At 68.5% G+C, this 22,363-nt stretch carries 22 protein-coding genes and 1 tRNA gene; 11 read left to right on the top strand and 12 right to left on the bottom strand.

Features of this window, described 5'->3' with window-relative positions; translation table 11 throughout:
• Nucleotides 1–7: 7 nt before the first annotated feature.
• Nucleotides 8–1,138: an ABC transporter ATP-binding protein gene (locus ACFC06_RS04790; RefSeq protein ID WP_375927910.1), complete on the bottom strand. Its 1,131-nt coding sequence runs from the start codon at nucleotides 1,136–1,138 to the stop codon at nucleotides 8–10.
• A gap of 219 nt (nucleotides 1,139–1,357) precedes the next feature.
• Between ACFC06_RS04790 and ACFC06_RS04785 the strand changes: the two genes are divergently transcribed.
• Complete coding sequence (locus ACFC06_RS04785) at nucleotides 1,358–2,275, top strand: hypothetical protein (protein WP_375927908.1); 918 nt, start codon at nucleotides 1,358–1,360, stop codon at nucleotides 2,273–2,275.
• A gap of 274 nt (nucleotides 2,276–2,549) precedes the next feature.
• Nucleotides 2,550–3,440, top strand: coding sequence for an exodeoxyribonuclease III (locus ACFC06_RS04780; RefSeq protein WP_375927906.1), 891 nt, complete (start codon nucleotides 2,550–2,552; stop codon nucleotides 3,438–3,440).
• A 277-nt stretch (nucleotides 3,441–3,717) separates the two neighbouring features.
• Here the strand turns inward: ACFC06_RS04780 and ACFC06_RS04775 are convergent, their stop codons facing one another.
• The 3 genes from ACFC06_RS04775 to ACFC06_RS04765 form a co-directional block, all read right to left on the bottom strand.
• A complete protein-coding gene (locus tag ACFC06_RS04775) occupies nucleotides 3,718–4,059 on the bottom strand; it encodes a hypothetical protein (protein ID WP_375927904.1) in 342 nt (113 codons plus the stop codon).
• A 205-nt stretch (nucleotides 4,060–4,264) separates the two neighbouring features.
• Nucleotides 4,265–4,349: transfer RNA gene (locus ACFC06_RS04770), tRNA-Leu, on the bottom strand.
• A gap of 50 nt (nucleotides 4,350–4,399) precedes the next feature.
• Nucleotides 4,400–4,912, bottom strand: a complete 513-nt coding sequence (locus ACFC06_RS04765; protein WP_375927903.1) for a PadR family transcriptional regulator — start codon at nucleotides 4,910–4,912, stop codon at nucleotides 4,400–4,402.
• Nucleotides 4,913–5,009: 97 nt separating this feature from the next.
• Here ACFC06_RS04765 and ACFC06_RS04760 point away from each other — a divergent pair, with 97 nt between their 5' ends.
• Nucleotides 5,010–5,564 (top strand): hypothetical protein, encoded by a 555-nt coding sequence (locus ACFC06_RS04760; protein WP_375927901.1) that lies wholly within the window; start codon nucleotides 5,010–5,012, stop codon nucleotides 5,562–5,564.
• Nucleotides 5,565–5,590: 26 nt separating this feature from the next.
• On the opposite strand, the gene ACFC06_RS04755 is transcribed toward ACFC06_RS04760, so the two are convergent.
• The 3 genes from ACFC06_RS04755 to ACFC06_RS04745 all read right to left on the bottom strand — a co-directional run bounded on the left by ACFC06_RS04755 (nucleotide 5,591) and on the right by ACFC06_RS04745 (nucleotide 9,254).
• A complete protein-coding gene (locus tag ACFC06_RS04755; protein ID WP_375927899.1) occupies nucleotides 5,591–7,528 on the bottom strand; it encodes a potassium transporter Kup in 1,938 nt (645 codons plus the stop codon).
• Nucleotides 7,529–7,619: 91 nt separating this feature from the next.
• Nucleotides 7,620–8,789 (bottom strand): MFS transporter, encoded by a 1,170-nt coding sequence (locus tag ACFC06_RS04750; protein ID WP_375927897.1) that lies wholly within the window; start codon nucleotides 8,787–8,789, stop codon nucleotides 7,620–7,622.
• A gap of 96 nt (nucleotides 8,790–8,885) precedes the next feature.
• A complete protein-coding gene (locus ACFC06_RS04745; RefSeq protein ID WP_375927895.1) occupies nucleotides 8,886–9,254 on the bottom strand; it encodes a hypothetical protein in 369 nt (122 codons plus the stop codon).
• Between the two features lie 24 nt (nucleotides 9,255–9,278).
• Here ACFC06_RS04745 and ACFC06_RS04740 point away from each other — a divergent pair, with 24 nt between their 5' ends.
• The 3 genes from ACFC06_RS04740 to ACFC06_RS04730 all read left to right on the top strand — a co-directional run bounded on the left by ACFC06_RS04740 (nucleotide 9,279) and on the right by ACFC06_RS04730 (nucleotide 10,923).
• A complete protein-coding gene (locus ACFC06_RS04740) occupies nucleotides 9,279–9,749 on the top strand; it encodes a TetR family transcriptional regulator C-terminal domain-containing protein (RefSeq protein WP_375927893.1) in 471 nt (156 codons plus the stop codon).
• A gap of 39 nt (nucleotides 9,750–9,788) precedes the next feature.
• The gene (locus tag ACFC06_RS04735) at nucleotides 9,789–10,382 is read left to right on the top strand and encodes an HD domain-containing protein (protein ID WP_375927891.1); all 594 of its coding nucleotides are present in this window, start codon (nucleotides 9,789–9,791) and stop codon (nucleotides 10,380–10,382) included.
• Nucleotides 10,383–10,575: 193 nt separating this feature from the next.
• Complete coding sequence (locus ACFC06_RS04730) at nucleotides 10,576–10,923, top strand: Lsr2 family protein (RefSeq protein ID WP_375927889.1); 348 nt, start codon at nucleotides 10,576–10,578, stop codon at nucleotides 10,921–10,923.
• A 67-nt stretch (nucleotides 10,924–10,990) separates the two neighbouring features.
• Here the strand turns inward: ACFC06_RS04730 and ACFC06_RS04725 are convergent, their stop codons facing one another.
• The gene (locus ACFC06_RS04725) at nucleotides 10,991–11,686 is read right to left on the bottom strand and encodes a PAS and ANTAR domain-containing protein (protein WP_375927887.1); all 696 of its coding nucleotides are present in this window, start codon (nucleotides 11,684–11,686) and stop codon (nucleotides 10,991–10,993) included.
• Nucleotides 11,687–11,717: 31 nt separating this feature from the next.
• Nucleotides 11,718–12,230 (bottom strand): TetR/AcrR family transcriptional regulator C-terminal domain-containing protein, encoded by a 513-nt coding sequence (locus ACFC06_RS04720; protein WP_375927885.1) that lies wholly within the window; start codon nucleotides 12,228–12,230, stop codon nucleotides 11,718–11,720.
• Nucleotides 12,231–12,431: 201 nt separating this feature from the next.
• Here ACFC06_RS04720 and ACFC06_RS04715 point away from each other — a divergent pair, with 201 nt between their 5' ends.
• Nucleotides 12,432–13,166 carry a TetR/AcrR family transcriptional regulator gene (locus tag ACFC06_RS04715; RefSeq protein ID WP_375927883.1) on the top strand — a complete coding sequence of 245 codons (735 nt, stop codon included), beginning with the start codon at nucleotides 12,432–12,434 and terminating at the stop codon, nucleotides 13,164–13,166.
• A gap of 68 nt (nucleotides 13,167–13,234) precedes the next feature.
• Here the strand turns inward: ACFC06_RS04715 and ACFC06_RS04710 are convergent, their stop codons facing one another.
• The 3 genes from ACFC06_RS04710 to ACFC06_RS04700 all read right to left on the bottom strand — a co-directional run bounded on the left by ACFC06_RS04710 (nucleotide 13,235) and on the right by ACFC06_RS04700 (nucleotide 18,209).
• Nucleotides 13,235–14,449, bottom strand: coding sequence for an acyl-CoA dehydrogenase family protein (locus ACFC06_RS04710; protein ID WP_375927881.1), 1,215 nt, complete (start codon nucleotides 14,447–14,449; stop codon nucleotides 13,235–13,237).
• Between the two features lie 254 nt (nucleotides 14,450–14,703).
• Nucleotides 14,704–16,455 (bottom strand): ABC transporter ATP-binding protein, encoded by a 1,752-nt coding sequence (locus ACFC06_RS04705; protein ID WP_375927879.1) that lies wholly within the window; start codon nucleotides 16,453–16,455, stop codon nucleotides 14,704–14,706.
• Entirely contained in the window at nucleotides 16,452–18,209 is a 1,758-nt protein-coding gene (locus ACFC06_RS04700; RefSeq protein WP_375927877.1) for an ABC transporter ATP-binding protein, read from the bottom strand. Before ACFC06_RS04700 ends, ACFC06_RS04705 begins: the two co-directional genes overlap by 4 nt.
• 122 nt (nucleotides 18,210–18,331) lie before the next feature.
• Between ACFC06_RS04700 and ACFC06_RS04695 the strand changes: the two genes are divergently transcribed.
• From ACFC06_RS04695 to kdpB, 4 genes are read left to right on the top strand one after another with little or no spacing between them, the layout of a single operon-like run.
• The gene (locus ACFC06_RS04695) at nucleotides 18,332–18,460 is read left to right on the top strand and encodes a hypothetical protein (protein WP_375935736.1); all 129 of its coding nucleotides are present in this window, start codon (nucleotides 18,332–18,334) and stop codon (nucleotides 18,458–18,460) included.
• Nucleotides 18,457–18,543, top strand: a complete 87-nt coding sequence (locus tag ACFC06_RS04690) for a potassium-transporting ATPase subunit F (RefSeq protein ID WP_375935210.1) — start codon at nucleotides 18,457–18,459, stop codon at nucleotides 18,541–18,543. The genes ACFC06_RS04695 and ACFC06_RS04690 overlap by 4 nt, the downstream gene beginning before the upstream one ends.
• Nucleotides 18,544–20,214, top strand: coding sequence for a potassium-transporting ATPase subunit KdpA (gene kdpA / locus ACFC06_RS04685; RefSeq protein ID WP_375927875.1), 1,671 nt, complete (start codon nucleotides 18,544–18,546; stop codon nucleotides 20,212–20,214).
• 1 nt (nucleotide 20,215) lies between these two features.
• Nucleotides 20,216–22,363, top strand: coding sequence for a potassium-transporting ATPase subunit KdpB (gene kdpB / locus ACFC06_RS04680; protein WP_375927873.1), 2,148 nt, complete (start codon nucleotides 20,216–20,218; stop codon nucleotides 22,361–22,363).

Here is a 22,363-nt window from a genome sequence, read left to right as displayed (position 1 = left end):
GCGGAAATCAGGGGACGGGCACGGCGGCCGCGTCCTGGCTGGGTACCGAATCCCGGTGCGGCGCACGCCAGGTCAGCCGCAGGCCGGTGCCGGGATCGAACAGGTGGATGTCGGCGGGGTCGACCCGCACGGCGATGTCCGCGCCGACCCGGACCCCCGACGGGCGCGCGGCGCGCACGCACAGGCTGGTCGTGCCGGTGTCGAGGTGCACGAGTTCCTCGCTGCCGAGGTTCTCGACCATGCGGACCGTGCCGCGCACATCGCCGGCAGTGGCGTCGACGCGCAGGCGTTCGGGACGGATGCCCGCGATCACCGCGGTGGTGGTGTCGAGATCGCCGGTGATGTCGAGCGCGGCGTCCACACCATCGGCGGTCACCCGCAGGCCGCCGGAACCCGCCTGCACGACCGCGGGGAAGAGGTTCATCGGTGGCGAGCCGAGGAACCCGGCGACGAAGGTGGAGCGCGGCTCGTCGTAGAGCTCGGCGGGGGTGCCGCACTGCTCGACCCGGCCCTCGTCGAGCAGCGCGATCCGGGTGGCCATCGTCATCGCCTCGACCTGGTCGTGGGTGACGTAGAGGAACGTCGCGCCCAGGCGCCGGTGCAGCGCGATGAGTTCCGCGCGGGTCGCGCTGCGCAGCTTGGCGTCCAGATTCGACAGCGGTTCGTCCATCAGGAAGGCTCCGGGGTCGCGCACCATGGCGCGGGCGAGCGCCACGCGCTGGCGCTGCCCGCCCGACAGCGCGACCGGCTTGCGGTCCAGCAGCGCCGACAGTTCCAGCGTGCCCGCCACTTCGCCCACCCGGCGGGCGATCTCGGCGCGCGGGGTGCGCCGCGCGCGCAGCGGGAAGCCGATGTTCCCGGCCACCGACAAGTGCGGGTACAGCGCGTAGCTCTGGAACACCATGGCCAGGTCACGCCGCTGCGGGGCCGCGTCGGTGACATCGGTGCCGCCCACCAGGATCCGGCCCGCGCTGGGCTCCTCCAACCCGGCGATCATCCGCAACAGGGTGGACTTGCCGCAACCGCTGGGGCCGAGCAGGACCATGAATTCACCGTCGGCGATGTCGAGGCTCACCTCGCGCACCGCGTAGTCGGTGTCGAACTGCTTCGACACCGACTCGATCTGCAGTCGTGCCACGTCTCTCCTTCAGGCCGGTCCGGTACCGGTGGTGATCCACCGCACGAACTGCCTGGTCCTGTCGACCAGTTCCGGCACGGGAGTCATGCCGCCAAGTCTCGGCCGGCGAGCGTGCCGGAGCCGGGGCGATAGTGAACGTCGATCGGTCCAGTCGTCTCGCCATGCGCCGGCGGCACCACGGGCGCCGCACCGAGGTACCGGCCGCAGTAGTTTCGACAGATGACCGCGACCTCCACCGCGCTGTACCGCGGGACGCACTGGGACGAGCAGGGCCGCTGGTTCTACGAGTTGCTGTGTGCCGACGGCAGCACCGACCTGCTGCCCGGTATCGGCACCCGGCTGGCCTTCCGCGTCACCGGCGGCGAACGATTCTGCCTCGGGTACGACGGCTTCGGAGCGGGGAAGCGGGGCAGACAGGCGTGTCCGCGCCGCGCGGTCGCGGAGTCCGGCAAGCAGTGCGCGCAGTGCCGGATCACCGAGGGCTGGTCGGTGGTGCACGGCCATCGCGGGCCGCTCACCGCCCTGCCCGCGCAGATCCAGGGGTATGTCGCGCAGCCACACCACCTCTACATCGCCTACTTCGGCGATGGCATGGCCAAGGTGGGGACCGCCTCGGCGATCCGGCGGCACCGGCGCCTGTTCGAACAGGGTGCGCTGGTGGCCCGGTTCATCACCGATTCCCCGGACGGGCTGCACGTGCGCGAGCTCGAACGAGTCGTCTCGGAGCGCGCCGGTCTGCGCCAGGCAGTCGCCGGGGTGACCAAGACACGCATCCTCACCAAACCGCTCCCGCCCTGGCCGACCCTGGAGGCCGCGGTCACCGAGGCGGCCGCACACGCGGCGAGCACCCTGCCTGCCGACATCGTGCGCACCGACACCGCCTGGTCGGGTGGCCGCGACTTCTACGCCACGATCCGGGCGCGCGGCCGATTCCCCGATGCCGTCGAATTCACCGAGAACACCGGCGAGTACGTACTGAACGCGGTGACCGCGCACGGCCACACCATCGCCTGCGCGGACGAGGCGGGCGCCACGGAACTGGTGCTGGTCAACGACTCCCGGCTCATCGGCAGACGGATCGAACTCGACGCCGCCATCACCTCGGTGGCCGCCCCCGCCCAGACCAGCCTGTTCTGACCACACCGATCACCGCGGTCTTCCACATCTCGACTGCCACACCGACGAGCGAGTCCTCGACACCGACTTCAGCTCCCGTCCACGATCCGTGGGCCCGTGCGAAGTGGGCCAACTCCTCGTCGCAGCGGCGCGCCGAGGTGCCCTGACGGCGCTGACCGCCGAGCACAGCAGGTCGCGGAAGATCCTCGCCGAGTTACGCTGTGTCCACAGCCTTCGGGGTCGCGTGCCCGGAGCTGCCCGAGCGGGTGACGGGGGACTCCGGCACAGTATCGCCATGGGTTCCTCGGTCGCTGATTCGCTCACTGTCGCCACGTTCAACGTGAACGGAATCCGCGCGGCACGGCGTCGTGGATTCGACCAGTGGTTGCAGGCGCGGGCGGTCGATGTGGTCGCGTTGCAGGAGTTGCGTTGTCCCGCATCCGAAGTGGGCACCTTCCCGGGCTATTCGGCGGCGGTGGACGTGGGTTCCGTGGCCGGTCGAAACGGTGTGGCAGTACTGACGAGGGTTCCCGCCGCTGCCGTGCGGACGTGGGTGACCCACCCACCCAGGGCCCGCGGACTCGGCGAGTTCGCCGCACAGGGACGCTATATCGAGGTCGACCTGGCCGACCGGCCGGTGACGGTGGCCTGTCTGTATCTCCCCAAGGGTGGTCTGCCCTCGCATCTGCAGCGCCCGGGATCGATGCGCGAGCAGCCCGACGGTGGGGTCAAGTACGAACGGAAGCAGAGGTTCCTCGCGGCCTTCGCCCGCGAAGTGCACCGGAACCGGCTCGCGGCGCTGAGCGCGGGACGCGAGTTCGTCCTCACCGGAGATCTGAACATGGCGCACACCCACCACGATGTGACCAACTGGCGTGCCGCTCGCACGATGGACGGATTCCTGCCTGCCGACCGCGAGTGGTTCAGTTCGATTCTCGGCACACGCCGGCTCGTCGACGTGGTGCGCCAGGTACACGGCGATCACCCGGGCCCACTCACCTGGTGGAGCTGGGCGGGCCGATCGTTCGCCAAGGACGTGGGCTGGCGAGTGGACCACCAACTCGCGACCCCCGGTCTCGCCCGCCTCGCCACGTCTGTCGTCGTCGACAAGGAACCCTCACCCGCCGAGCGGCTCTCCGACCACGCCCCACTCGTGGTGACCTACTCGGCAACGCCTGACCGATAAGTGCTGGTGCCCTGCCCGCATAGCAACCGAGCTCCGTGGACTCGCAGCTGTCGCGAGCAGGCATCGTCGAACCACCGAGGTCGGTGCGCTGCGTGCGCTGATCCTCACGACCACCTCGAACGAGACCACCTCCCTCTGGCCTCGATCGACAATGAATCCTGGCGGTACATGTCGACGAACCGTAGTGTCGCAGCGAGTCCTGTGTCGGTGAAATTTTGACGTCACCAGTGCACATGGGGTGTGTGATGGCGCGGGATCGAGCGCCCTTCGGAAGGGGTCAACGACCATCCGGCGGTGGGTTGCCCTCGAAGTATGCGTAGCCAGTTGGATCTATTGGGCGTGCCGGCACTCCACGTAACTCCGCAAGGATCTTCCGCCACCTGCCACGCTCGGCGATCAGCGCCATCAGGGCGCCTTGGCGGATCGCGATCACAGTCTCGGTCTCGCCAGGGTCAGGGTCGCGATCCTTGAACTTGGCGATTTGCGCTTCGAGCTGCGCGATCTCACCTTCGATTGCTGTGTGCACAGCCTCGGCGGCGGTGATCAGTTCCGTGGTTGACGAGAGTGCCGATGCGAACCTCTCGTTCGCAGCCGACAAGTCCTTGCCCTGTCCGAACATCAGCTCATTGTTGCCATCGGCGGCCCGCCGTAGTGCTTCGACACGCGATTCCGTGGCGGCGATCGGTGGAATGCTGACGGTTCTTCGTCCTGCTGGCCTCGAGCACAAGAACGCGGTCCACCGTCATCTGGGGTGGAACTCGCCTGAAACAAAAATGCACGGATGGTTGTCGCCGAAGCGAAACCATCCGTGCATCTACTGACTGTGTCCGGAGGGGGACTTGAACCCCCACGCCCTAATACGGGCACTAGCACCTCAAGCTAGCGCGTCTGCCATTCCGCCACCCGGACTTGCTGGTGTGCCAAAAGATTATCCGACGCGGTGCAGGAATCCAAATCGCCTAGGTGACCTGCTGTTTTGCCCACTGGGCCCACTCCTGGTTCATGCGGTGGAAGCGTTCGCCCCATTCGATCGCGAGGCGACCGTTGGTGGCGAGGGGGGCGGCGGTCCAGTCTGTGGTGGATCTCACGGTCTCCAGGGTCGCGAGGGCGGCGGTGGAGCGGGATTCGAGGGCGGTGAGGTAGGTGGCGGCTTCGGTGGGGGTGAGGGCGTCGAGGAAGAAGACGCGCAGGAGGGTTTCGTTGCGGGCGGGGGGTGGCGGTGTGGGGTCGGTGAGCCAGGCGTGGAGGTCGGCTCGGCCCTGGGCGGTGATGGTGTATTCCTTGCGGCCGCGGGGGCCCTCGGCGGAGACGGTGATGCGGTCGGTGGCGGCCAGTTTGGTGAGTTCGGTGTAGATCTGACTCTGGGTGGCGGGCCAGACGTTGGCGAGGGATTCCTTGAAGCGGCCGAGGAGGTCGTAGCCGCTGGCGGGGCGGTCGGCGAGCAGGCCGAGGAGGGCGTGACGGAGGCTCATGGCTGTCAGCTTACCTTCCAATCTCGACATGTTACTGTGGGAACGTCCTAGTTCGACATGTCCGAATAGGAATGTCGATGTCGAGAGTGGAGAACCTATGTCCTACCTGCGCGCTTTCGCACCGTGGATCGTGTACGCGGCGGTTCCCGGCGCGTACTGGCAGTGGGCGGCGCTGGCTGCCGCGATCATGGCCTGTGCCGACGTGGTGGTGCGGCGGCGCCGGGGTGCCGGGTTCGACGCACTGGTGATCGAGCTCGGGACGGCCGCGTTCTTCGCCGCGCTCACCGTCCTCGCGATCGTCGCCCCGGAGACCCCGCTGCACGTCTACTCGCCCGCCCTGTCGAACGCGGCGCTGGCGCTCATCGCGGGCGGGTCGCTGGTCGCCCGGGTGCCGTTCACGATGGGTATCGCGAAACAGACGACGCCACAGGAGGTCTGGACCCAGCCGCTGTTCGTGCGGACGGCCTACGTACTCACCGGGGTGTGGACGGCGTCCTTCGCGGTCGGTGCCGTCGTCCTGACGGTGCTCGCGCACGCCGAGACGGTGGTGCGGCTGCTCGCGCAGGTACTCGTCTTCGCGGTGCCGATGATTTTCACGAAGCGATACGTGGCGAACGTGCGCGCGAAAGCGGCGCGGCTACGTGAGGGGTGAATCGGTCGCGGCGGCACCCCGACGAGCTAGACCTCGATCCGTGACCCCACGATCACCACGCGATCACGGGGGAGCCCGAAGTACTCGGCGGCGTCGGCGGTCAGCAGTGAGGTCGCGATGAACAGGCGTTTGCGCCAGGCGGCCATCGTGGGCTCCGGACCCGCGACGAGTTCGATCTTCGACAGGAAGAACGAGGCGTCGTCGAGGTCGATCGGGCCTTCGGTCTGGTCGGGGTCGAGCAGGCGCAGCGCCGGAAGGACGCTGGGCTTCTCCATGTACCCGTAGCGGATTCCGACGTGGACCATGCCGTCGACGAAGCCGAGATGATCGAGGTCGATGCGCTCGCCATCGGGCACCCGCGGCACCGGGCAGGTGATCACCGAGACGATGACGACATGCTCGTGCAGCACCTGGTTGTGCTCGACATTGGCGCGCAGAGCCAGTGGCGCGGTGTCCTTGCCGCGGTTGAGGAACACCGCGGTGCCGGGTACCCGGTGCAGGGGTGGCCGCGCCGACTGGATCTCCTCGACGAACGGGCGCAGCGGCCCCTCGGCCGCGGTCCGCGCCCGGGTGACGACCGCGCGCCCACGCTGCCAGGTGATCATGACGGTGAAGGCGAGCACGCCGATGAGCAGCGGCAACCACGCCCCGTGCACGATCTTGGTGAGGTTGGCGGACAGGAACAGCAGGTCGACCAGCAACAGGGTGCCGCCACCGAGAACGAGGAGCCAGGTCGGTGCGCCCCACCGGATCCGCGCCACGCACAGATACAGCAGTGTCGTGATCGTGATCGTGCCGATGACCGCCATGCCGAACGCGAAGGCCAGCGCCGCCGAGCTGCGGAAACTGAACACCAGGACCAGCACGGCCACCATCAGCACCCAGTTGATCCACGGCACATAGACCTGCCCGATCTGCGAGGCCGAGGTATGGGTGATCCGCAGCCGCGGCAGATAGCCGACCCGAACCGCTTGCGAGACCACCGAATAGGCGCCGGTGATCACCGCCTGGGAGGCGATCACGGTCGCCGCGGTCGCCAGGACCACCATGGGCAGCCGGGCCCACTCCGGCGGCAGCAGGAAGAACGGGCTGCTGATCGCGGTCGCGTCGCCCAGGATCAGCGCGCCCTGCCCGAAGTAGCTCAGCGTGCACGCGGGCAGGACGAGTCCGAGCCAGCCCCAGGTGATCACGCGGCGGCCGAAGTGGCCCATGTCGGCGTAGAGCGCTTCGGCGCCGGTGACGGCGAGCACGATGGCGGCCAGGGCGAAGAAGGCGACACCGAAGTTGCCCGCGAGGAACGACAGCGCGTAGGTGGGCGAGAGGGCCTTGACGATCTCTGGGTGTTCGGTGATCCCGAGCAGTCCGAACCCGCCGATGGCGACGAACCAGGTGATCATCACCGGACCGAAGAACCGTCCGACGATCGCGGTCCCGAAACGCTGAATACAGAACAGCGCCACGATGATCACCGCGGTGATCGGCACCACCCACTCCTCGAGTCCCGGCTCGACGACCTTCATGCCCTCGACCGCCGACAGCACCGAGATCGCCGGGGCGATCATGCTGTCGCCGAAGAACAGCGCGGCACCGAATATCCCGAGCGCCGCGAGGGTGAACGCCGAGCGCCTGCCCTGGGCGCGACCCCACCGGCGCAGCATGGTGATCAGCGCCATGATGCCCCCCTCGCCGTCGTTGTCGGCGCGCATCACCAGGGTGACGTAGGTCAGCGTCACGATGATCATCACCGACCAGAAGATCGTCGAGACCACGCCGTAGACGTTGTCGGTGGTCAGTGGCACCGGGTGCGGATCGGCCGGGTTGAACACGGTCTGGATCGTGTAGATCGGGCTGGTCCCGATATCGCCGAACACCACACCCAGGGCGCTCACGATCAGCGCCAACCGGACGACTTCCCTGCCTCCGGGACGGTGCGTCGGCACCGGCGCCGCGGACACTGCGCGCACGAATTCCTCCAGATCATCGGTTGTCGCGCCATCATGCCGCCGCCACCAGCGGTTTCCCGAGGATCTTTGCGATATCTATACGCCCTGTCCGTCACACCCGGCCGAATACCGCACGGCGAGACACTGAACCAGTAGGCGCGAACCTGCGTGCGAAGACGGTGATCATCGCGGCGACGACGATCATCGCGGTGCTGGTGGCGGCGGTGGCGAGCCAGCCGAACCACTCGACCGACGCGGCACCGAAGGCGGTCCCGAGGCTGCCGCCTACGAAATAGACCAGCATGTACGCGCTGTTGAAGCGTGCCGGTGCGGCGGGATCGATCGCCAGGACCGTGCTCTGGTTGGCCACCTGGGCAGCGAACAGTCCTGCGTCGAAGACGGCCAGGCAGGCCAGTGTCACCGGGGTGTTAGCGAGGCTGAATCCCGCGATGGCCGTGGCCGTGCCGGCCAGGACCAGACCGACGAGGATCACCCGGCGAGCGCCGTCCCGGTCGGTCCGCACGCCCGCGATCGGTGTGGCCAGCACGCCCGACAGACCCGCCAGCGCGTACAACCCGATCCGTTCGGCCGAGTACGAGTACGGCGGCTCCGAGAGCGCCACCGCGATTCCGGCCCAGACCGCGCAGAACGCGAAGAACCACAGGAAACCGCGCACAGCGGCGACACGCAGCGTCGCGTGCCGGGCGAACAAACCGGGCAGGGAACGCAGGGTCGCGAGGTAGCCGCGCTCTGTGCGGCCGGGCGTCGCGGGAAGCACCACCAGGCAGCACACGGCCAGCAGAGCGCAGACAGCGGCGAAAACGAGCAGCATCGCGCGCCAGCCCAACTCGTCGCTGAGCCACCCGCCGACGATCCGGCCCGCGAGGATGCCGACCGAGATCCCCGCGGTCACCGTTCCCAAAACCGTTGCCCGGCGATGCGGTTGCGCCGACCGGCCCGCCACCGAGCTCAGCCCCGCCCCGACCGCCGAACACGCTCCCACCGTGCCGATCACCGGACCGAGCACGGTGACAGTGCCCGCGGCGGCACAGGCCACGAGCGCACCCGCGAGGACCGCGAACTGCGCGGCGAGGACGCGTCCCGGGGCGAACCGGTCGACCAGCGGCACGAGCAGAGCGAGGCCGACCATGTACCCGACGGGCCCGCAAGCGAGCGCGATTCCGACCGCGGCGATCTGCGTACCCATCGAGTCCGCCACATCCGCGATCGCCGGTTGCAGTGGATAGATGGTCGACGTGCCGACGGCCGCCGCGACCGCCATGAACAGAATGACAGGCCCGCGAAGACCGGTCGTTGTGAAAGTCCCAGCGCTGGTATCGGTATGCACCCGATCGACGCTAGGTTCGCGCGATCCGCCCTACCGGCGGGAATGCGCCCTGATAGTCGGCGCCGGATCGGCGCGGGATGTGGTGGAGGGTGGGGTCCAGGTGGGGTCGCGGCCGAGTAGGGCGGCGATGTTGTCGAGGGTGGGGCGGGTGGCGTTCTCGGGGTGGCGGGGGGCGTAGGCGCCGTTGGGGCCGGTGAGGGGGCTGTCGGGGGTGGTGATCGCGCGGGCGATCGGGAGGGCGGCGGTGGCGAGGTGGTCGGGGACGTGGCAGGGGCGGTCGAGCGCGCGGGCGAGGTCCCAGCGGTGGGTGAGCATGTCGACGAAGTGGATCGACAGAACGCGGGTGGTCGCCACGGTGCCCGAGGACGGCAGCTGGATGTTCTGGCCCGCTTGTTCCATCGCGACCACCCAGCGGGCGGCGCTGTGTGCGAAGGCGGCGCGGGGGTCGTCGGGCCGTTCGGTTCCCGCGCCGAACTCCAGGCCGCCGCGCTGGAGCGGGCGGGTGCGGTCTTTCGCGCCGCCGTGCTCGACACGGTGCCCGAACGCGCGCCCGGTCCGGCGCGACTGGCCGCCCTGCTCGACGCGTGGATCGGCTACCTGGCCGAATGTCCCTTTCCCGGCGGCTGTTTCGTCACCGCGGCATCGAGCGAACTCGACGGCAGGCCGGGGCCGCTCCGCGACCGACTGGGCACGGTCGTCCGTGACTGGCGGGCGTACCTGAGCGAGGAGATCGCGGTGGCGGGCACCGCGGACCGCCCCGCCGACGAACTGGCGACCGTGCTCATCGGCATCTCGATGGCGGTCAACCAGGAGATCCAGCTGCTCGACGATCCCACCGCCGCCCGGCGTGGACGTATCGCCATGCGGGCCGCGGTCGGCCTGCCCGCGGAGTGATCCGAAGGGCATCGAGCTGTCCGGACTACCCTGTCCGAAATGACCTCCGTTCTCCTGCAACGTGCTCTGACCGACCCCGGGTACGCGGGGCTCAGGTCGCTGCCGGAGCGAGTCGAAGTTCTCCTCGGAAACCTCGAGGCACCGCCTCGACTGGGTGCTCACCTGCGGGCGGTTCACGAAGTGGCGTGGCGATTGGCCGACTGGGTCGGCCGATCTCACCCTGAAATGGAGTTCGACCGGGAGACAATGCTGTTCGGCACCGCAACGCATGACATCGGCAAGATTTTGCACCCCGATGAGCTGTCGGGACCAGGCACGGCTCATGAACAGGCTGGTTACGAGCTTCTCCTCGCGCGAGGTTTCGACGAGGAGGCGGCTCGCTTCGCCCGAACTCACGGATCGTGGACCCGGCCCGAGGTCAGAGTGGAAGACCTGCTTGTCAGCCTGGCCGACAAGGTGTGGAAGGCCAAGCGTGTTCCCGAGCTCGAGCAGTTGGTGGTCCAGCACCTTGGTGCCGTCGACGGTCGACCGCCGTGGCAGGTCTTCATGACCCTCGATGATGGGCTCGACCGGATCGCCGCGGACGCCGACGGGCGACTCGCCTTTCAGGCGAGCTATCCGGTCAGTGCTTGATCCTATTCGGTGATCCGGCTTCGGATCTGGCCTCTCGACTGCCGAGAACGCGGATTGTCGCCCCATCGGGGGCGTCGAATCTGTCCATTGCCGTAGCCCATATGCTGCCCGTGCACTGGCACTGATAGCACTCTCCCCGCTTACGGCGGCTAACATCCGCGTAGCCCCCTGTACCCGAACGAAAAGGAATCCCATGGCACGCAAAGTCGTAGTCAGCCTTGTCGACGACTTCGACGGCACTTCCGAAGCCGACGAGACAGTCACTTTCGCGCTCGATGGTGTCGACTACGAAATCGACCTGTCCGATACCAACGCCACCAAGTTGCGCGAAACGTTCGATCAGTGGCTCCCTTACGCGCGGCGGACCGGGCGCGCGAAGAGCGCAGGTCGACCGAGCAAGAAGGCGTCCGCCGGTACGCCGTCCGGGCGCACCGACCTCTCCGAAATCCGCGCGTGGGCGGGGAAGAACGGGCACAGTGTGTCCACTCGTGGACGGATCTCGGCCGACGTCATCGCCGCCTACGAAGCGGCGTCCGCCTAGACGCGTCGTTTACCGGGCCGGTCGTGGAATTCCGGCGCCGGTGCGGACCTGGTGAACGAGTAGCGGCTCAGTTGTCGCGGACTCGTTCATGCAGGGTCAGCAAACGGTGATCGAATCGATTGCGGAACTGGGGAATCTCTTTGCTGATCGGACGCAGCTCGGCGACCAATTGGGTGGCCAGAGCGCGCAATCGAACGTTGGATTCCTGTGAACGCCACCGCAACAGCCGGAAGGCCTGATCCGATGTCAGCCCGTAGATGAGCATGAGCGCGCCTTTGGCCTGCTCGATCGTTTGGCGGCCCTCGTAGGATTCCGCGATTTCCTGGTCGGTGACATCGTCGATGAGGTCGGTGATCTCGATGTAGTAGACGAGGATGCCGATGATCGCGTCCTGATCGTCGTGGATCAGATCGGTGACCGCGATGACCTCGTGCTCGAAACCGGAGGTGTCGATGATGCGGTGCCTGATCGAGAACAGTTCACTGTTCTCGATCATGGTGGTGATCGCGCCCGCGACGCGCTCGCGGTCGTCGGGATGCTGGTGCGACAGCAGGAGCTCGGTGGTCGGCTCGACCTGGCCGGGGGAGTAGCCGTGCATGGCGGCAACCTCGTCGGACCATTCCCAGCGTTGCTCGCCGAACCAGAACCGGAAACTGCCGATGGGCTGCTGGGTTCCCGCGCCGATCACCGCCTCGACCTCGGCGACGCCGCCGGATGACAGGTTCGGCTCGACGGCGGCCTCGCTGAGGAGCTCTTGATCCATGGGGGTCACCGTTTCAGTGAGTGCGGGGAGTTCACGGGGTGGCACGCATGCGCTCGATTCGGTCGAGCAAGGCTTCGAGGCAGTCCTCGAACTCGGCGGTGCCGTGGTCCTGGGACAGCTTCGGTTGCAGGCGATACAGATTCGGGAACTCGGCGAGGGTGCCGGCGGAGGGCGTGTGTTCGGCGCCGGGTATCGGCAGGTGGCCCGCGGCCTCGAGCAGCAACTGCCCGAGCAGGAAGGTCGTGAAGGAGCGGTAGGCCGCGACCGCCTCGTCGTCGTCGAAACCGTAGGACAGCATCGCGTCGAGGAACGCCTCCATCCACCGCAGGTGGCCCAGCGGCGGCCGCGCCCAGGGCGCCTCCGGTGCGAGCGCGGCGGGCGGGGAGAACGAGTCCGCCTCACGCAGCACGATTCGCCGGACCCCGTGGGCGAGGCGCACCAGAAAATCCTGCCAGCCGCTCGACGACGACGCCTCCAGCAGGCACTGGCCGATCGCGTCGTCGGCCCCGGTGTCACGTTCGCCGACGGAACCCTCACCGCACATTCGTCACAATCTAGCGTCCGGCGTTTACCTTGTAAACTCCGCAGCTCAGGCGCGGTTTCTCGGAGGAATCGGGGCGGTGTCGGGCGCGGCGGGCGGCGCCGGCCGCCGACCCGCGCCCGTCGGGTGTTTAGGGACTGGGTGGGCGGTGAAATAGTCTGACCGTTGGTCTTGCTTCGACGCGAGTAGTGAGGGGATGTTTCGGTGGACGAACATCACGACGATCGCGTAGAGGGTTCGGCGGAGTCGCCGGACCCTCGCGGTTCCGAATCGGGCGACAACGAGCGGGCGACCCTGAGCCGCCGCCGGATCCTCGAGGTCGCCATCGATCTCGTCGATCAGGAAGGTCTGCGCAAGCTGACCATGCGCCGGCTCGGGTCGGCCTGCGGGGTCGAGGCGATGGCGCTCTACCGCTATGTGCACAGCCGCGAGGATCTGCTCAGCGGCATCGTCGCGCTGCTGGTCGACGATCTGCACGAGCACCAGCTCGCGGCGCGCCGCCAGGAAGACGGCTGGCAGGACTTCCTGGTGCGGCTCGCGCACGGCGTGCGACAGATCGCCCTGGACCATCCGGAACTGTTCCCGCTCGTGGCGACCAGGGCACCGGAAGCGCCGTGGGTGCGCCCACCCTTGCGCAGCCTGCGCTGGATGGAGACCTTCCTGGACACCTTGCTGTCCTACGGCTTCGACGACGACGCCGCGGTCTCGGCCTACCGCTCCTACACGACCTTCCTGCTCGGCCAGCTGCTGCTGGAAGTCGCCGGACGCGCGCCGGGCGCACCGTCGGAGCCGGATCGCTCGGTCGCCGATCACCTCTCGGGTTTCCCGAACCTGTCGCGCCTGGAATCGAAACTGGCCGAGGACCACAGCGCCCTCGAGTTCGACGAGTCACTGGAATCGCTGCTCGATCGCCTGGAGCGAACACTCCCGGTCGAGTGACCGGCCCGCCGATGGGCTACTTCAGATGCTCGTCGAACCGGTCGATCGGGATCTCGGGCGTCCTCGGGTCAGGGCAGTAGGCCGAGGGCGGTGCGGCCGATGACGTCGAGGATCGCGTCGGTGTTGGGGGGATGGAGTTGGCCGGTGCGGACGTCCCGGTAGAGGCGTTCGAGTTCGTTGCGGCGGCTGATCGAGGAGGCGCCGACCACCTGGACAGCGATGTCGACGACGTTCTTGGCCGTCCTGGTGGCGAATTCTTTCGCCGAGAAGAGGCGGGGTACCGCCCACACGCCGTGGTCGAGGCCGGCGTCGGCGTCCCTGGTGGCTGTTTCGAGCAGGGCGTAGGCGGCGTCGAGCTGGATTTCGGCTTCGGCGATCTGGCGTTGGACCGCCGGTTTGGCGGCGTGGGTGTCGACACCGGGGACCAGTGAGGGCCGGGTGGTGGCTTGCAGGATCGCGACATCGAGTGCGCGGCGGGCGATCCCGAAGTAGACATTGGCCACCAGCGGCAGGTACCAGCCCAGGATGCCGTTGATCAGCGGCGGGTAGGCGCCGCCGGGCGCGTGTGTGCCCGCGACGGTCACGGCTTCGGCGCGCGCGTCGTCGAAGACGGTGTCGTCGCTGCGGGTCGCTCGCACGCCGAGGGTGTCCCAGGTCTGCTCGGTGCGGACTCCCGGCTGGTCACGGGCGACGAACAGGTGCACGATGCGCGGGTCGGCCGGGTCGGAGTCGTCGCGGGCGTGGATGCCCACCGAGGTCCAGGCCGGACCGAGCGAGGTGAAGGTCTTGCGGCCGTCGATGCGGTAGGACCCGTCGGGCTGGGGGCGGGCGGTCACGAGCGAATCGTCGAGTCCCACGTCGTTGCCGCGTTCGCCGTGCCCGGCGGCGAAGACTTCACCGTCGCGGACCGCGGCGAGCAACCAGCCGAAATCCTCGGTGCCGGAGACGGTCAGTGCGGTCGCTGGTCCCGTCCAGTACAGGTGCATGTTCACCGCGAGCGCGGTGGCGGGCGCCCAGTACGCCAATTGCCGCTGTTCTCTGGACAATTCGCTGAGCGACAAGCCGCGCCCGCCGTATTCGGGAGGCAGTGCGGCGCGGAGGTAGCCCGCGGCGCGCAGTTCCTCGAAATCCTCGGTGAAGAAAGCGTTCTCCGCGTCGTAGGTGGCCGCGCGGGCATGGAACCGTTGGTAGTCCCCGATGCCGAAGAAGGCGCTCGGCGCGGCGGTCGCGGACAGCGGGGAGGTGGTGCTGGCAACGACGGTGGGGGTGACGGTGCTGGTCATCGCTGGTCTCCCGGGTTTCGCCACGTCGGCGAGGTCGATGGATTACGCGAATCGGGTGTGGCTCCGAATACGGATAATTGTCTCGGGCGGAGCCGGCCGGGTGAAGCAATAGAATCGGCCGGATCACATCCCGCTCCGGTGCACGACCCGGGAATGGGCGACCGGTCCGCCAGAAGTACTGCCGCGCGCCCACGGTGGGTATCCGGCGGCGGTGTTCGGTCACCGCACGATGCTGATCCGTGCCCGGGGGACGGTCACTGTGTTTGCCGGGACGGTGCGATACGCCAGCGCCGGGCGCGCTCGTACTGGGTCGACAGGCGGGCGAACGCGCCACCGGTGAGCAGCAATTCGTCCGGTGTGCCGAACTCGGCGAGCCCGCCGTCCTCGAGCGAGATCACGCGATCCGCGGAGGCCAGTGTGGCCGGGCGGTGGGCGATCACGATGACGGTGCGGTCCGGGTCGTCGCCGAGATTGGCGATGGCCTGGGTGACCGCGGCCTCGTTCTCGGGATCCAGGGCCGAACTGGCTTCGTCGACGAGGACGATCCGCGCCCTTTTGAGGACCGCTCGGGCGATGGCGACCCGTTGACGTTCACCGCCGGACAACTGGGCCCCCGCCTCACCCACCCGCGTGCGCCACCCCTCGGGCAGGCGCTCGATCACCTCGTCGAGCCGCGCGGCGCGGGCGGCGTCGTCGAGTTCGTCGAGCGTCGCGTCGGGTCGTGCCAGGCGCAGATTGTTCTCGATGGTGTCGTCGAAGAGGTAGACGTCCTGGAAGACGATCGCGATCTCGTCGAGCAGGACCTCCGGGTCGAGCTCGCGCACGTCGACCCCGCCCACACGGACACTGCCGGAATCGACGTCGAAGAAGCGGGCGACCAGACGGGTCACGGTCGTCTTGCCCGACCCGGACGGTCCGACGAGCGCGGTGGTGGTGCCGGGCAGGCACCGCACCGAGACATCGCGCAGGGCAGGGCTGTCGCTTCCGGGGTAGGTGAAGGTGACATCGGACAGCTCGACCTCGGCGGATTCGATGCGCCGGACCGGGCGGACGGGCACCGGCAGGGCCGGGGTGGCGAGCAGGGCTTCCAGGCGGGCGATCTTGTTCGTCATCGCCCGCAGCGCCCCGATCAGGTCGATGAGATTGCCCAGCGGTTCCAGGAAACGCGCGGCCAGGACGAGCAGGGCGATCGCCGCGGCGATTCCGATGCGGTCGGTGAGTACCAGCGCGGCGGTCAGCGCGAGGACAGCGACGAATCCGGCCATGATCACGCCGGTGTAGACGAAGAACGGCTGGCGCGCGCGCCGCATGCCGGCGCGGTAGGTCTCGCGATGGTCGACGAGTGCCTCGTGCATGCGCGGTGTGCCCTGCGCGTAGCCCGCGGCGCGCAGCACGGGCTGTGCCTGACCGAGTTCGATCGCGCGGCCCGCCACACCGGCCGAGGCCCGCTCCAATTCGATCTCGGCGACCTCGGCGATGCGGCCGGCGCGTCGCAGCGCCCAGTACGCGCACAGCGCGATCACACACAGCAGCAGCGCCATTCGCCAGTCGACGACGAACACCACCGCCACCACCGTCGCGGGCAGCAGGGTCGCGGTGATGGCGGGTCCGGCGACCGTCACGGCCAGGTGCGCGGCGTCGCCCACGTCGGCGGTCACCCCGCGCGCCAGGCGCGTCTTGTGCTCGGCGGTGAACCAGCCCAGCGGCAGCGTGCTGACGTGCCGCATCAGGCGCTGGCGCAGCTGGACTCCCAGCGTTCCCGCCGCCGCGAAGCCGAGCGGTGTGGTGATGACGCTGAGCACCGCGTAGACGATCGCGCCGATCGCGCCGAGGACGAGCCACGGTGTCGCGGCGGACAGGTCGGGCTCGGGGCGCACGAGCACGGCCAGGATCGGGACGAGCAGCCCGAGCAGCAGCCCCTGGATGACGGCCTGTGTGGCGGTGAGCAGCCACAACCCGGCCAGCAGCCGCGGCTGCGGAAACAGTCGGTACAGTCGGCGGATCATGCGGGAATTCCCTCCTGGGCGGCCCACATCCGGGCGTAGAGCCCGCCGCGAGCGAGCAGTTCGTCGTGCGTGCCGATCTCGACCGACCGGCCGCGATCGAGAACGAGGATCTGATCGGCACCGGCGATCGTGTGCAGCCGGTGGGCGATCACGATCAGTGTCTTGCCGATCGCCAAGGTAGCCAGCGCGTCCTGGACCGCCGCTTCGCTGTCGGGGTCGAGGGCGGCGGTGGCTTCGTCGAGCACGACGATCGGCGCGCCGGACAGGATCGCCCGCGCGATCGTCAGCCGTTGACGCTCGCCACCGGACAATCCGCCGCCGCCACCGTCGAGCAGGGTGTCGTAACCGTCGGGCAGCCGCTCGACGACGTCGTGGATGTGCGCGGCCCGCGCGGCCCGGCGGACCTCCTCGTCGGTGGCGCCGGGCCTGCCGATGCGGATGTTCTCGACGACGCTGTCGCGCAACAGCGCGACGTCCTGGAACACCAGCGACATCGACGCCAGCAACTCCGCCGAGGGAATCGAGCGCACGTCGACCCCGCCGATCCGGATCGCCCCGCCGGACACGTCGTAGAAGCGGGGCAGCAGACTGGCCAGGGTGGTCTTGCCCGCGCCGGAAGGCCCGACGATCGCGGTCACGCTGCCCGGTGCGCAGACGGCGTCGACGTTCGTGATCGCCTGGTGCACACCGTCGTAGGAGAAGCTGACCCGGTCGAACTCGACGCCGAACTCGCGGGGAATCCGCGGTCGCGCGGGTTCGGGCAGCGGCTGCCGCGCGAGCAGGCGTTCGATGTTGGCCGCCCCCATACGGCCCTTGCGCACCCCTTGAGCCGCGGAGACGGCGGGCAGGATCGAATTCGGCAGACCGACCGCGATCACCAGGAACGCCACCAGATCGGCGACACCGAGCGAACCACGGTCGACCAGGATCAACCCGGCGGTCGCGACCGCGGTGAGGACGGCCATCTCCGAGCCGAACAGCCGTGAGACCGCCGAGCTGTAGCGGACCTCGCCGACCCATACCGCGAACGCGTCGGCGTACTCCTGGACCGCGTCGTCGAATCGGCGCAGCACCCGCCCGCCGGTGCCGAACGCCTTGACCACCTGGATACCGTCGGCGTATTCCACACTCGCCGTGCTGATCCGGCCTTCGGCGGCGATCAGCCGGTTCATGTGGGTGGTCATCGATCGCATCGAGATCCGGTAGCTGATCCCCATCGTCGCGAGCACGCCGAACGCGACGAGCGCCATACGCGCATCGACGAAGAAGAGGTACCCGGCGCCGACCGCCATGACGGTGACCGCGCCCGTCAACTGTCCCAGGGCGTGCGCGATGACCTCGTGCATCTCCTCGAGATCGCCGGTCATCGCCCGCTTCACCGCACCGGACCCCGATGCGCGGAACCAGCCCAGCGGCAGCGCGCCGAGATGGCGCACGATCCGCGCGCGCACCGAGTGCAGGATCGCCGCGTCCGCGAAATGGCCGATGCGGGAGGACTGGACGAACAGCAGCAGCCACACACTCGCCCCGGCGGCGCCGATGCCGACCCAGGTCCACAGGGCCGTGCCGTCGATGCCGGCGGGGTCGTCGAGCATGATCCGCGCGATCTCGGCGACGGCGATGTAGGGCACGAGGCCCGCCGCCGCGCTCACACCGGACAGCATCGCGCAGAGGATCAAGGAGCGGCGGATCGGAGCGAGCAGGCGCATCAACGCGCCCGGTCCCGCCAGTCCTGGCGTGTGCGGGGAGGTCATGAGGTAATCCTAACCTCATGAGTGAATCTCATTCAATGGATTGCCTGTCAACAACCCGCAAAGGTCGCCGACGCGGGCGCTAAGGAGTCGTAAGGACGCCACGCCGGGCCCGATGACGGGAGTTGACTGCCTCCGGGCGCTCCATCGGGGAGCGCGAGGAGGTCGGAATGTCTGTCGTGGTGTTCACGGTGCTCACCGTGGCGATCTTCGCCCTGCTGGGCCTGATCCAGCGCGGGGTGGAGAAGCTGTGATCGCGAACCTCGTCGGCCTCGTGCTGGCGCTTCTCGTCGCCGTGTTCCTGATCGCGGCGCTGCTGTTCCCCGAGAGGTTCTAGGTGAACACGACAACAGCGGGGATCGTCTTCGTGGCGGCACTGGCCGGCACGCTGGCCCTGGTCCATGTGCCGCTCGGCGACTACATGTACCGCGTCTACAGCAGTGACCGGCACTCGCGCGCCGAACGGCTGATCTACCGCGCCATCGGCGCCGAACCCGAGGTCGAGCAGAGCTGGCCGGTCTACGCGCGCAGCGTGCTGGCGTTCTCGGCGGTCGGCATCGTGTTCCTGTTCTTCTTCCAGCTGGTCCAGGGCGCGTTGCCGCTGCACCTGAACGACCCGGGCACCGAGATGACCCCGGCACTGGCCTGGAACACCGCGGTCAGTTTCGTCACCAATACCAACTGGCAGAACTATTCCGGCGAATCCACCCAGGGTCACCTGGTGCAGATGGCCGGGCTCGCGGTGCAGAACTTCGTCTCCGCGGCGGTCGGCATGGCGGTGGCGGTGGCGCTGGTGCGCGGCTTCGCCCGCCGCCACACCGGTGAGCTCGGCAACTTCTGGGTCGACCTGGTGCGCGGCACCCTGCGGATCCTGCTGCCGATCGCGTTCGTCTTCGCGATCGTGCTGGTCGCGGGCGGGGTCATCCAGAACTTCCACCTGCACGATCAGCTCGCGCAGACCGTCGGCGGCGCCCAGCAGAGGCTCACCGGCGGGCCGGTCGCCAGCCAGGAGGTGATCAAGGAACTCGGCACCAACGGCGGCGGCTTCTACAACGCCAACTCCGCGCATCCGTTCGAGAACGCGAGCACCTGGACGAACTTCCTGGAGATCTTCCTGCTGATGGTGATCGCCTTCTCGCTGCCGCGCACCTTCGGCCGGATGGTGGGCAGCGCCAAGCAGGGCTACGCGATCGTGGCCGTGATGGGCACCATCGCGCTGGCGAGCATCGCGCTGACCAACCTGTTCCAGCTCCAGCACCACGGCACGGTGCCGACCGCGATCGGCGCGTCCATGGAAGGCGTGGAAACCCGTTTCGGCGTGGCGAACTCGGCCACCTTCGCCGGGGCGACCACGCTGACCTCGACCGGCGCGGTGAACTCGTTCCACGATTCCTACACCAGCCTCGGCGGCCTGATGACGATGTTCAACATGCAGCTGGGCGAGGTGGCGCCCGGCGGTGTCGGCTCCGGTCTGTACGGCATGCTGATCCTCGCCGTCATCACGGTGTTCGTGGCGGGCCTGATGGTCGGGCGCACACCGGAATACCTGGGCAAGAAGATCACCCCGCGCGAGATCAAGCTGGCCGCCGCGTATTTCCTGGTGAGCCCGCTGATCGTGCTGATCGGCACCGCCGTCGCCATGGCGATGCCGGGCCAGCGGGCGAGCATGCTCAACGGTGGCCCGCACGGACTCTCGGAAGTGCTCTACGCCTTCACCTCCGCGGCCAACAACAACGGTTCGGCCTTCGCCGGACTCACCGGCAACACCGAGTGGTTCAACACCGCGCTCGGCCTGGCCATGGTGTTCGGCCGGTTCCTGCCGATCATCTTCGTGCTGGCCCTGGCCGGTTCGCTGGCCCAGCAGGGCCCCACTCCCGCGTCGATCGGCACGCTGCCGACGCACCGTCCGCAATTCGTCGGCATGGTCGTCGGAGTCACCGTGATCCTGGTCGCGCTCACCTTCCTGCCCGCCCTCGCGCTCGGGCCGCTCGCCGAAGGAATCCACTGAGATGACAAGTCCCACCCTCGAAACACCGGCCGCACCGCGACCGGAGCGCCGCACCGAGAGCGTTCGCCAGGGCGTCCTCGATCCGCGACTGCTGCTCACCTCGCTACCCGGCGCACTGCGCAAACTCGATCCGCGCACGCTGTGGAAGAACCCGGTCATGCTGATCGTCGAGATCGGCGCGGTGTGGTCGACCGTTCTCGCCGTCGCCGATCCCAGCTTCTTCGCCTGGGCGATCGTGATCTGGCTGTGGCTGACCGTCGTGTTCGCCAACCTGGCCGAGGCCGTCGCCGAAGGACGCGGCAAGGCCCAGGCCGACACCCTGCGAAAGGCCAAGACCGACACCGTCGCTCGCCGCCTGGCGAACTGGACTCCCGGTGGCCGTGTCATCGAGGAGAGGGTCGCCGCGCCCGAACTACGCCGTGGTGACCACGTCGTCGTGGAGGCGGGCCAGATCGTTCCCGGTGACGGCGATGTCGTCGAAGGCATCGCCGCGGTGGACGAATCGGCCATCACCGGCGAATCCGCCCCGGTCATCCGGGAATCCGGCGGTGACCGCTCGGCCGTCACCGGCGGCACCACGGTGCTCTCGGACCGGATCGTCGTCGAGATCACCCAGGAGCCCGGCGCCAGCTTCATCGATAAGATGATCGCGCTCGTCGAGGGCGCGAGCCGCCAGAAGACACCCAACGAGATCGCCCTGAACATCCTGCTCGCCGCGCTCACGATCATCTTCGTGTTCGCCGTGGCCACCCTGCAACCGCTGGCGATCTTCGCGAAGGCGAACAACCCGGGGGTGCCGGACGGCCCGGCGCTGGACGCGCACGGCATCACCGGCATCGTGCTGGTCTCGCTGCTGGTGTGCCTCATCCCGACCACCATCGGCGCGCTGCTCTCGGCCATCGGCATCGCGGGCATGGACCGGCTCGTGCAGCGCAATGTGCTGGCCATGTCCGGGCGCGCGGTCGAAGCGGCGGGCGATGTGAACACCCTGCTGCTTGACAAGACCGGCACCATCACCCTCGGCAACCGGCAGGCCGCCGAATTCGTCCCGATGCCAGGGATTCCCGACGACGAACTCGCCGACGCGGCGCAGCTGTCCAGCCTGGCCGACGAGACACCCGAGGGTCGCTCGATCGTGGTGTTCGCCAAACAGGTGTTCAACAAGCGTGAACGCACCACCGGGGAACTGCCCGGTGCCACCTGGGTGGAGTTCACCGCGCAGACCCGCATGTCGGGTGTCGACCTCGCCGACGGGCACCGGCTGCGCAAGGGGGCGGCCGGTGCGGTGATCGAATGGGTGCGTGGCCAGGGCGGTTCGGTCCCGGAGCAGGCCGCGCGGATCGTCGACGGCATCTCGGCCGCGGGCGGAACGCCGCTCGTGGTGGGCGAGGTCAGGGACGGCACCCCGCGGCTGCTGGGCGTCATCCATCTCAAGGACGTCGTCAAACAGGGCATGCGGGAACGGTTCGACGAGATGCGCCGCATGGGCATCCGCACCGTCATGATCACCGGCGACAACCCGTTGACCGCCGAGGCGATCGCCGACGAGGCCGGCGTGGACGACTTCCTCGCCGAGGCCACCCCGGAGGACAAACTCGCCCTGATCAAAGCCGAGCAGGACGGCGGCCGCCTGGTCGCGATGACCGGCGACGGCACCAACGACGCCCCCGCGCTGGCCCAGGCCGATGTGGGGGTGGCGATGAACACCGGCACCTCGGCCGCCAAAGAGGCGGGCAACATGGTCGACCTGGACTCCGATCCGACCAAACTGATCGAGATCGTGGAGATCGGCAAACAGCTGCTGATCACCCGTGGGGCGCTCACCACGTTCTCCATCGCCAACGACATCGCCAAGTACTTCGCCATCATCCCGGCGTTGTTCGTGGGGTTGTTCCCCGGCCTGGACGCGCTGAATGTCATGCGCCTGGCCAGCCCGCAGTCGGCGATCCTGTCCGCGGTCGTCTTCAACGCGATCGTCATCGTCGCGCTGATCCCGCTGGCCCTGCGCGGTGTGCGCTACCGGCCCAGCGACGCCTCGGCACTGCTGAGCCGCAATCTCACGATCTACGGCCTGGGCGGCATCATCGCGCCGTTCCTCGGCATCAAGATCATCGACCTGTTCGTCCAACTCCTCCCCGGGATGTCCTGA

It is taken from the genome of Nocardia sp. NPDC056064 (genome assembly GCF_042266925.1).
GTDB lineage: Bacteria > Actinomycetota > Actinomycetes > Mycobacteriales > Mycobacteriaceae > Nocardia.
The sequence above is the reverse complement of the archived record's forward strand: the minus strand, read 5'-3'. Positions and strand labels throughout refer to the sequence as shown.

Excerpts from the sequence above, each read along its gene's own strand:
- ACFC06_RS04785 (WP_375927908.1), top strand. The coding sequence starts at position 1,358 with ATGACCGCGACCTCCACCGCGCTGTACCGCGGGACGCACTGGGACGAG.
- ACFC06_RS04725 (WP_375927887.1), bottom strand. The coding sequence starts at position 11,686 with ATGGATCAAGAGCTCCTCAGCGAGGCCGCCGTCGAGCCGAACCTGTCA.
- ACFC06_RS04705 (WP_375927879.1), bottom strand. The coding sequence starts at position 16,455 with ATGATCCGCCGACTGTACCGACTGTTTCCGCAGCCGCGGCTGCTGGCC.
- kdpB (WP_375927873.1), top strand. The coding sequence starts at position 20,216 with ATGACAAGTCCCACCCTCGAAACACCGGCCGCACCGCGACCGGAGCGC.
- ACFC06_RS04780 (WP_375927906.1), top strand. The coding sequence starts at position 2,550 with ATGGGTTCCTCGGTCGCTGATTCGCTCACTGTCGCCACGTTCAACGTG.
- ACFC06_RS04720 (WP_375927885.1), bottom strand. The coding sequence starts at position 12,230 with ATGTGCGGTGAGGGTTCCGTCGGCGAACGTGACACCGGGGCCGACGAC.
- ACFC06_RS04735 (WP_375927891.1), top strand. The coding sequence starts at position 9,789 with ATGACCTCCGTTCTCCTGCAACGTGCTCTGACCGACCCCGGGTACGCG.
- ACFC06_RS04700 (WP_375927877.1), bottom strand. The coding sequence starts at position 18,209 with ATGACCTCCCCGCACACGCCAGGACTGGCGGGACCGGGCGCGTTGATG.
- ACFC06_RS04745 (WP_375927895.1), bottom strand. The coding sequence starts at position 9,254 with ATGGAACAAGCGGGCCAGAACATCCAGCTGCCGTCCTCGGGCACCGTG.
- ACFC06_RS04750 (WP_375927897.1), bottom strand. The coding sequence starts at position 8,789 with ATGGCGGTCGCGGCGGCCGTCGGCACGTCGACCATCTATCCACTGCAA.
- ACFC06_RS04730 (WP_375927889.1), top strand. The coding sequence starts at position 10,576 with ATGGCACGCAAAGTCGTAGTCAGCCTTGTCGACGACTTCGACGGCACT.
- ACFC06_RS04765 (WP_375927903.1), bottom strand. The coding sequence starts at position 4,912 with ATGAGCCTCCGTCACGCCCTCCTCGGCCTGCTCGCCGACCGCCCCGCC.
- ACFC06_RS04760 (WP_375927901.1), top strand. The coding sequence starts at position 5,010 with ATGTCCTACCTGCGCGCTTTCGCACCGTGGATCGTGTACGCGGCGGTT.
- ACFC06_RS04775 (WP_375927904.1), bottom strand. The coding sequence starts at position 4,059 with ATGTTCGGACAGGGCAAGGACTTGTCGGCTGCGAACGAGAGGTTCGCA.
- ACFC06_RS04710 (WP_375927881.1), bottom strand. The coding sequence starts at position 14,449 with ATGACCAGCACCGTCACCCCCACCGTCGTTGCCAGCACCACCTCCCCG.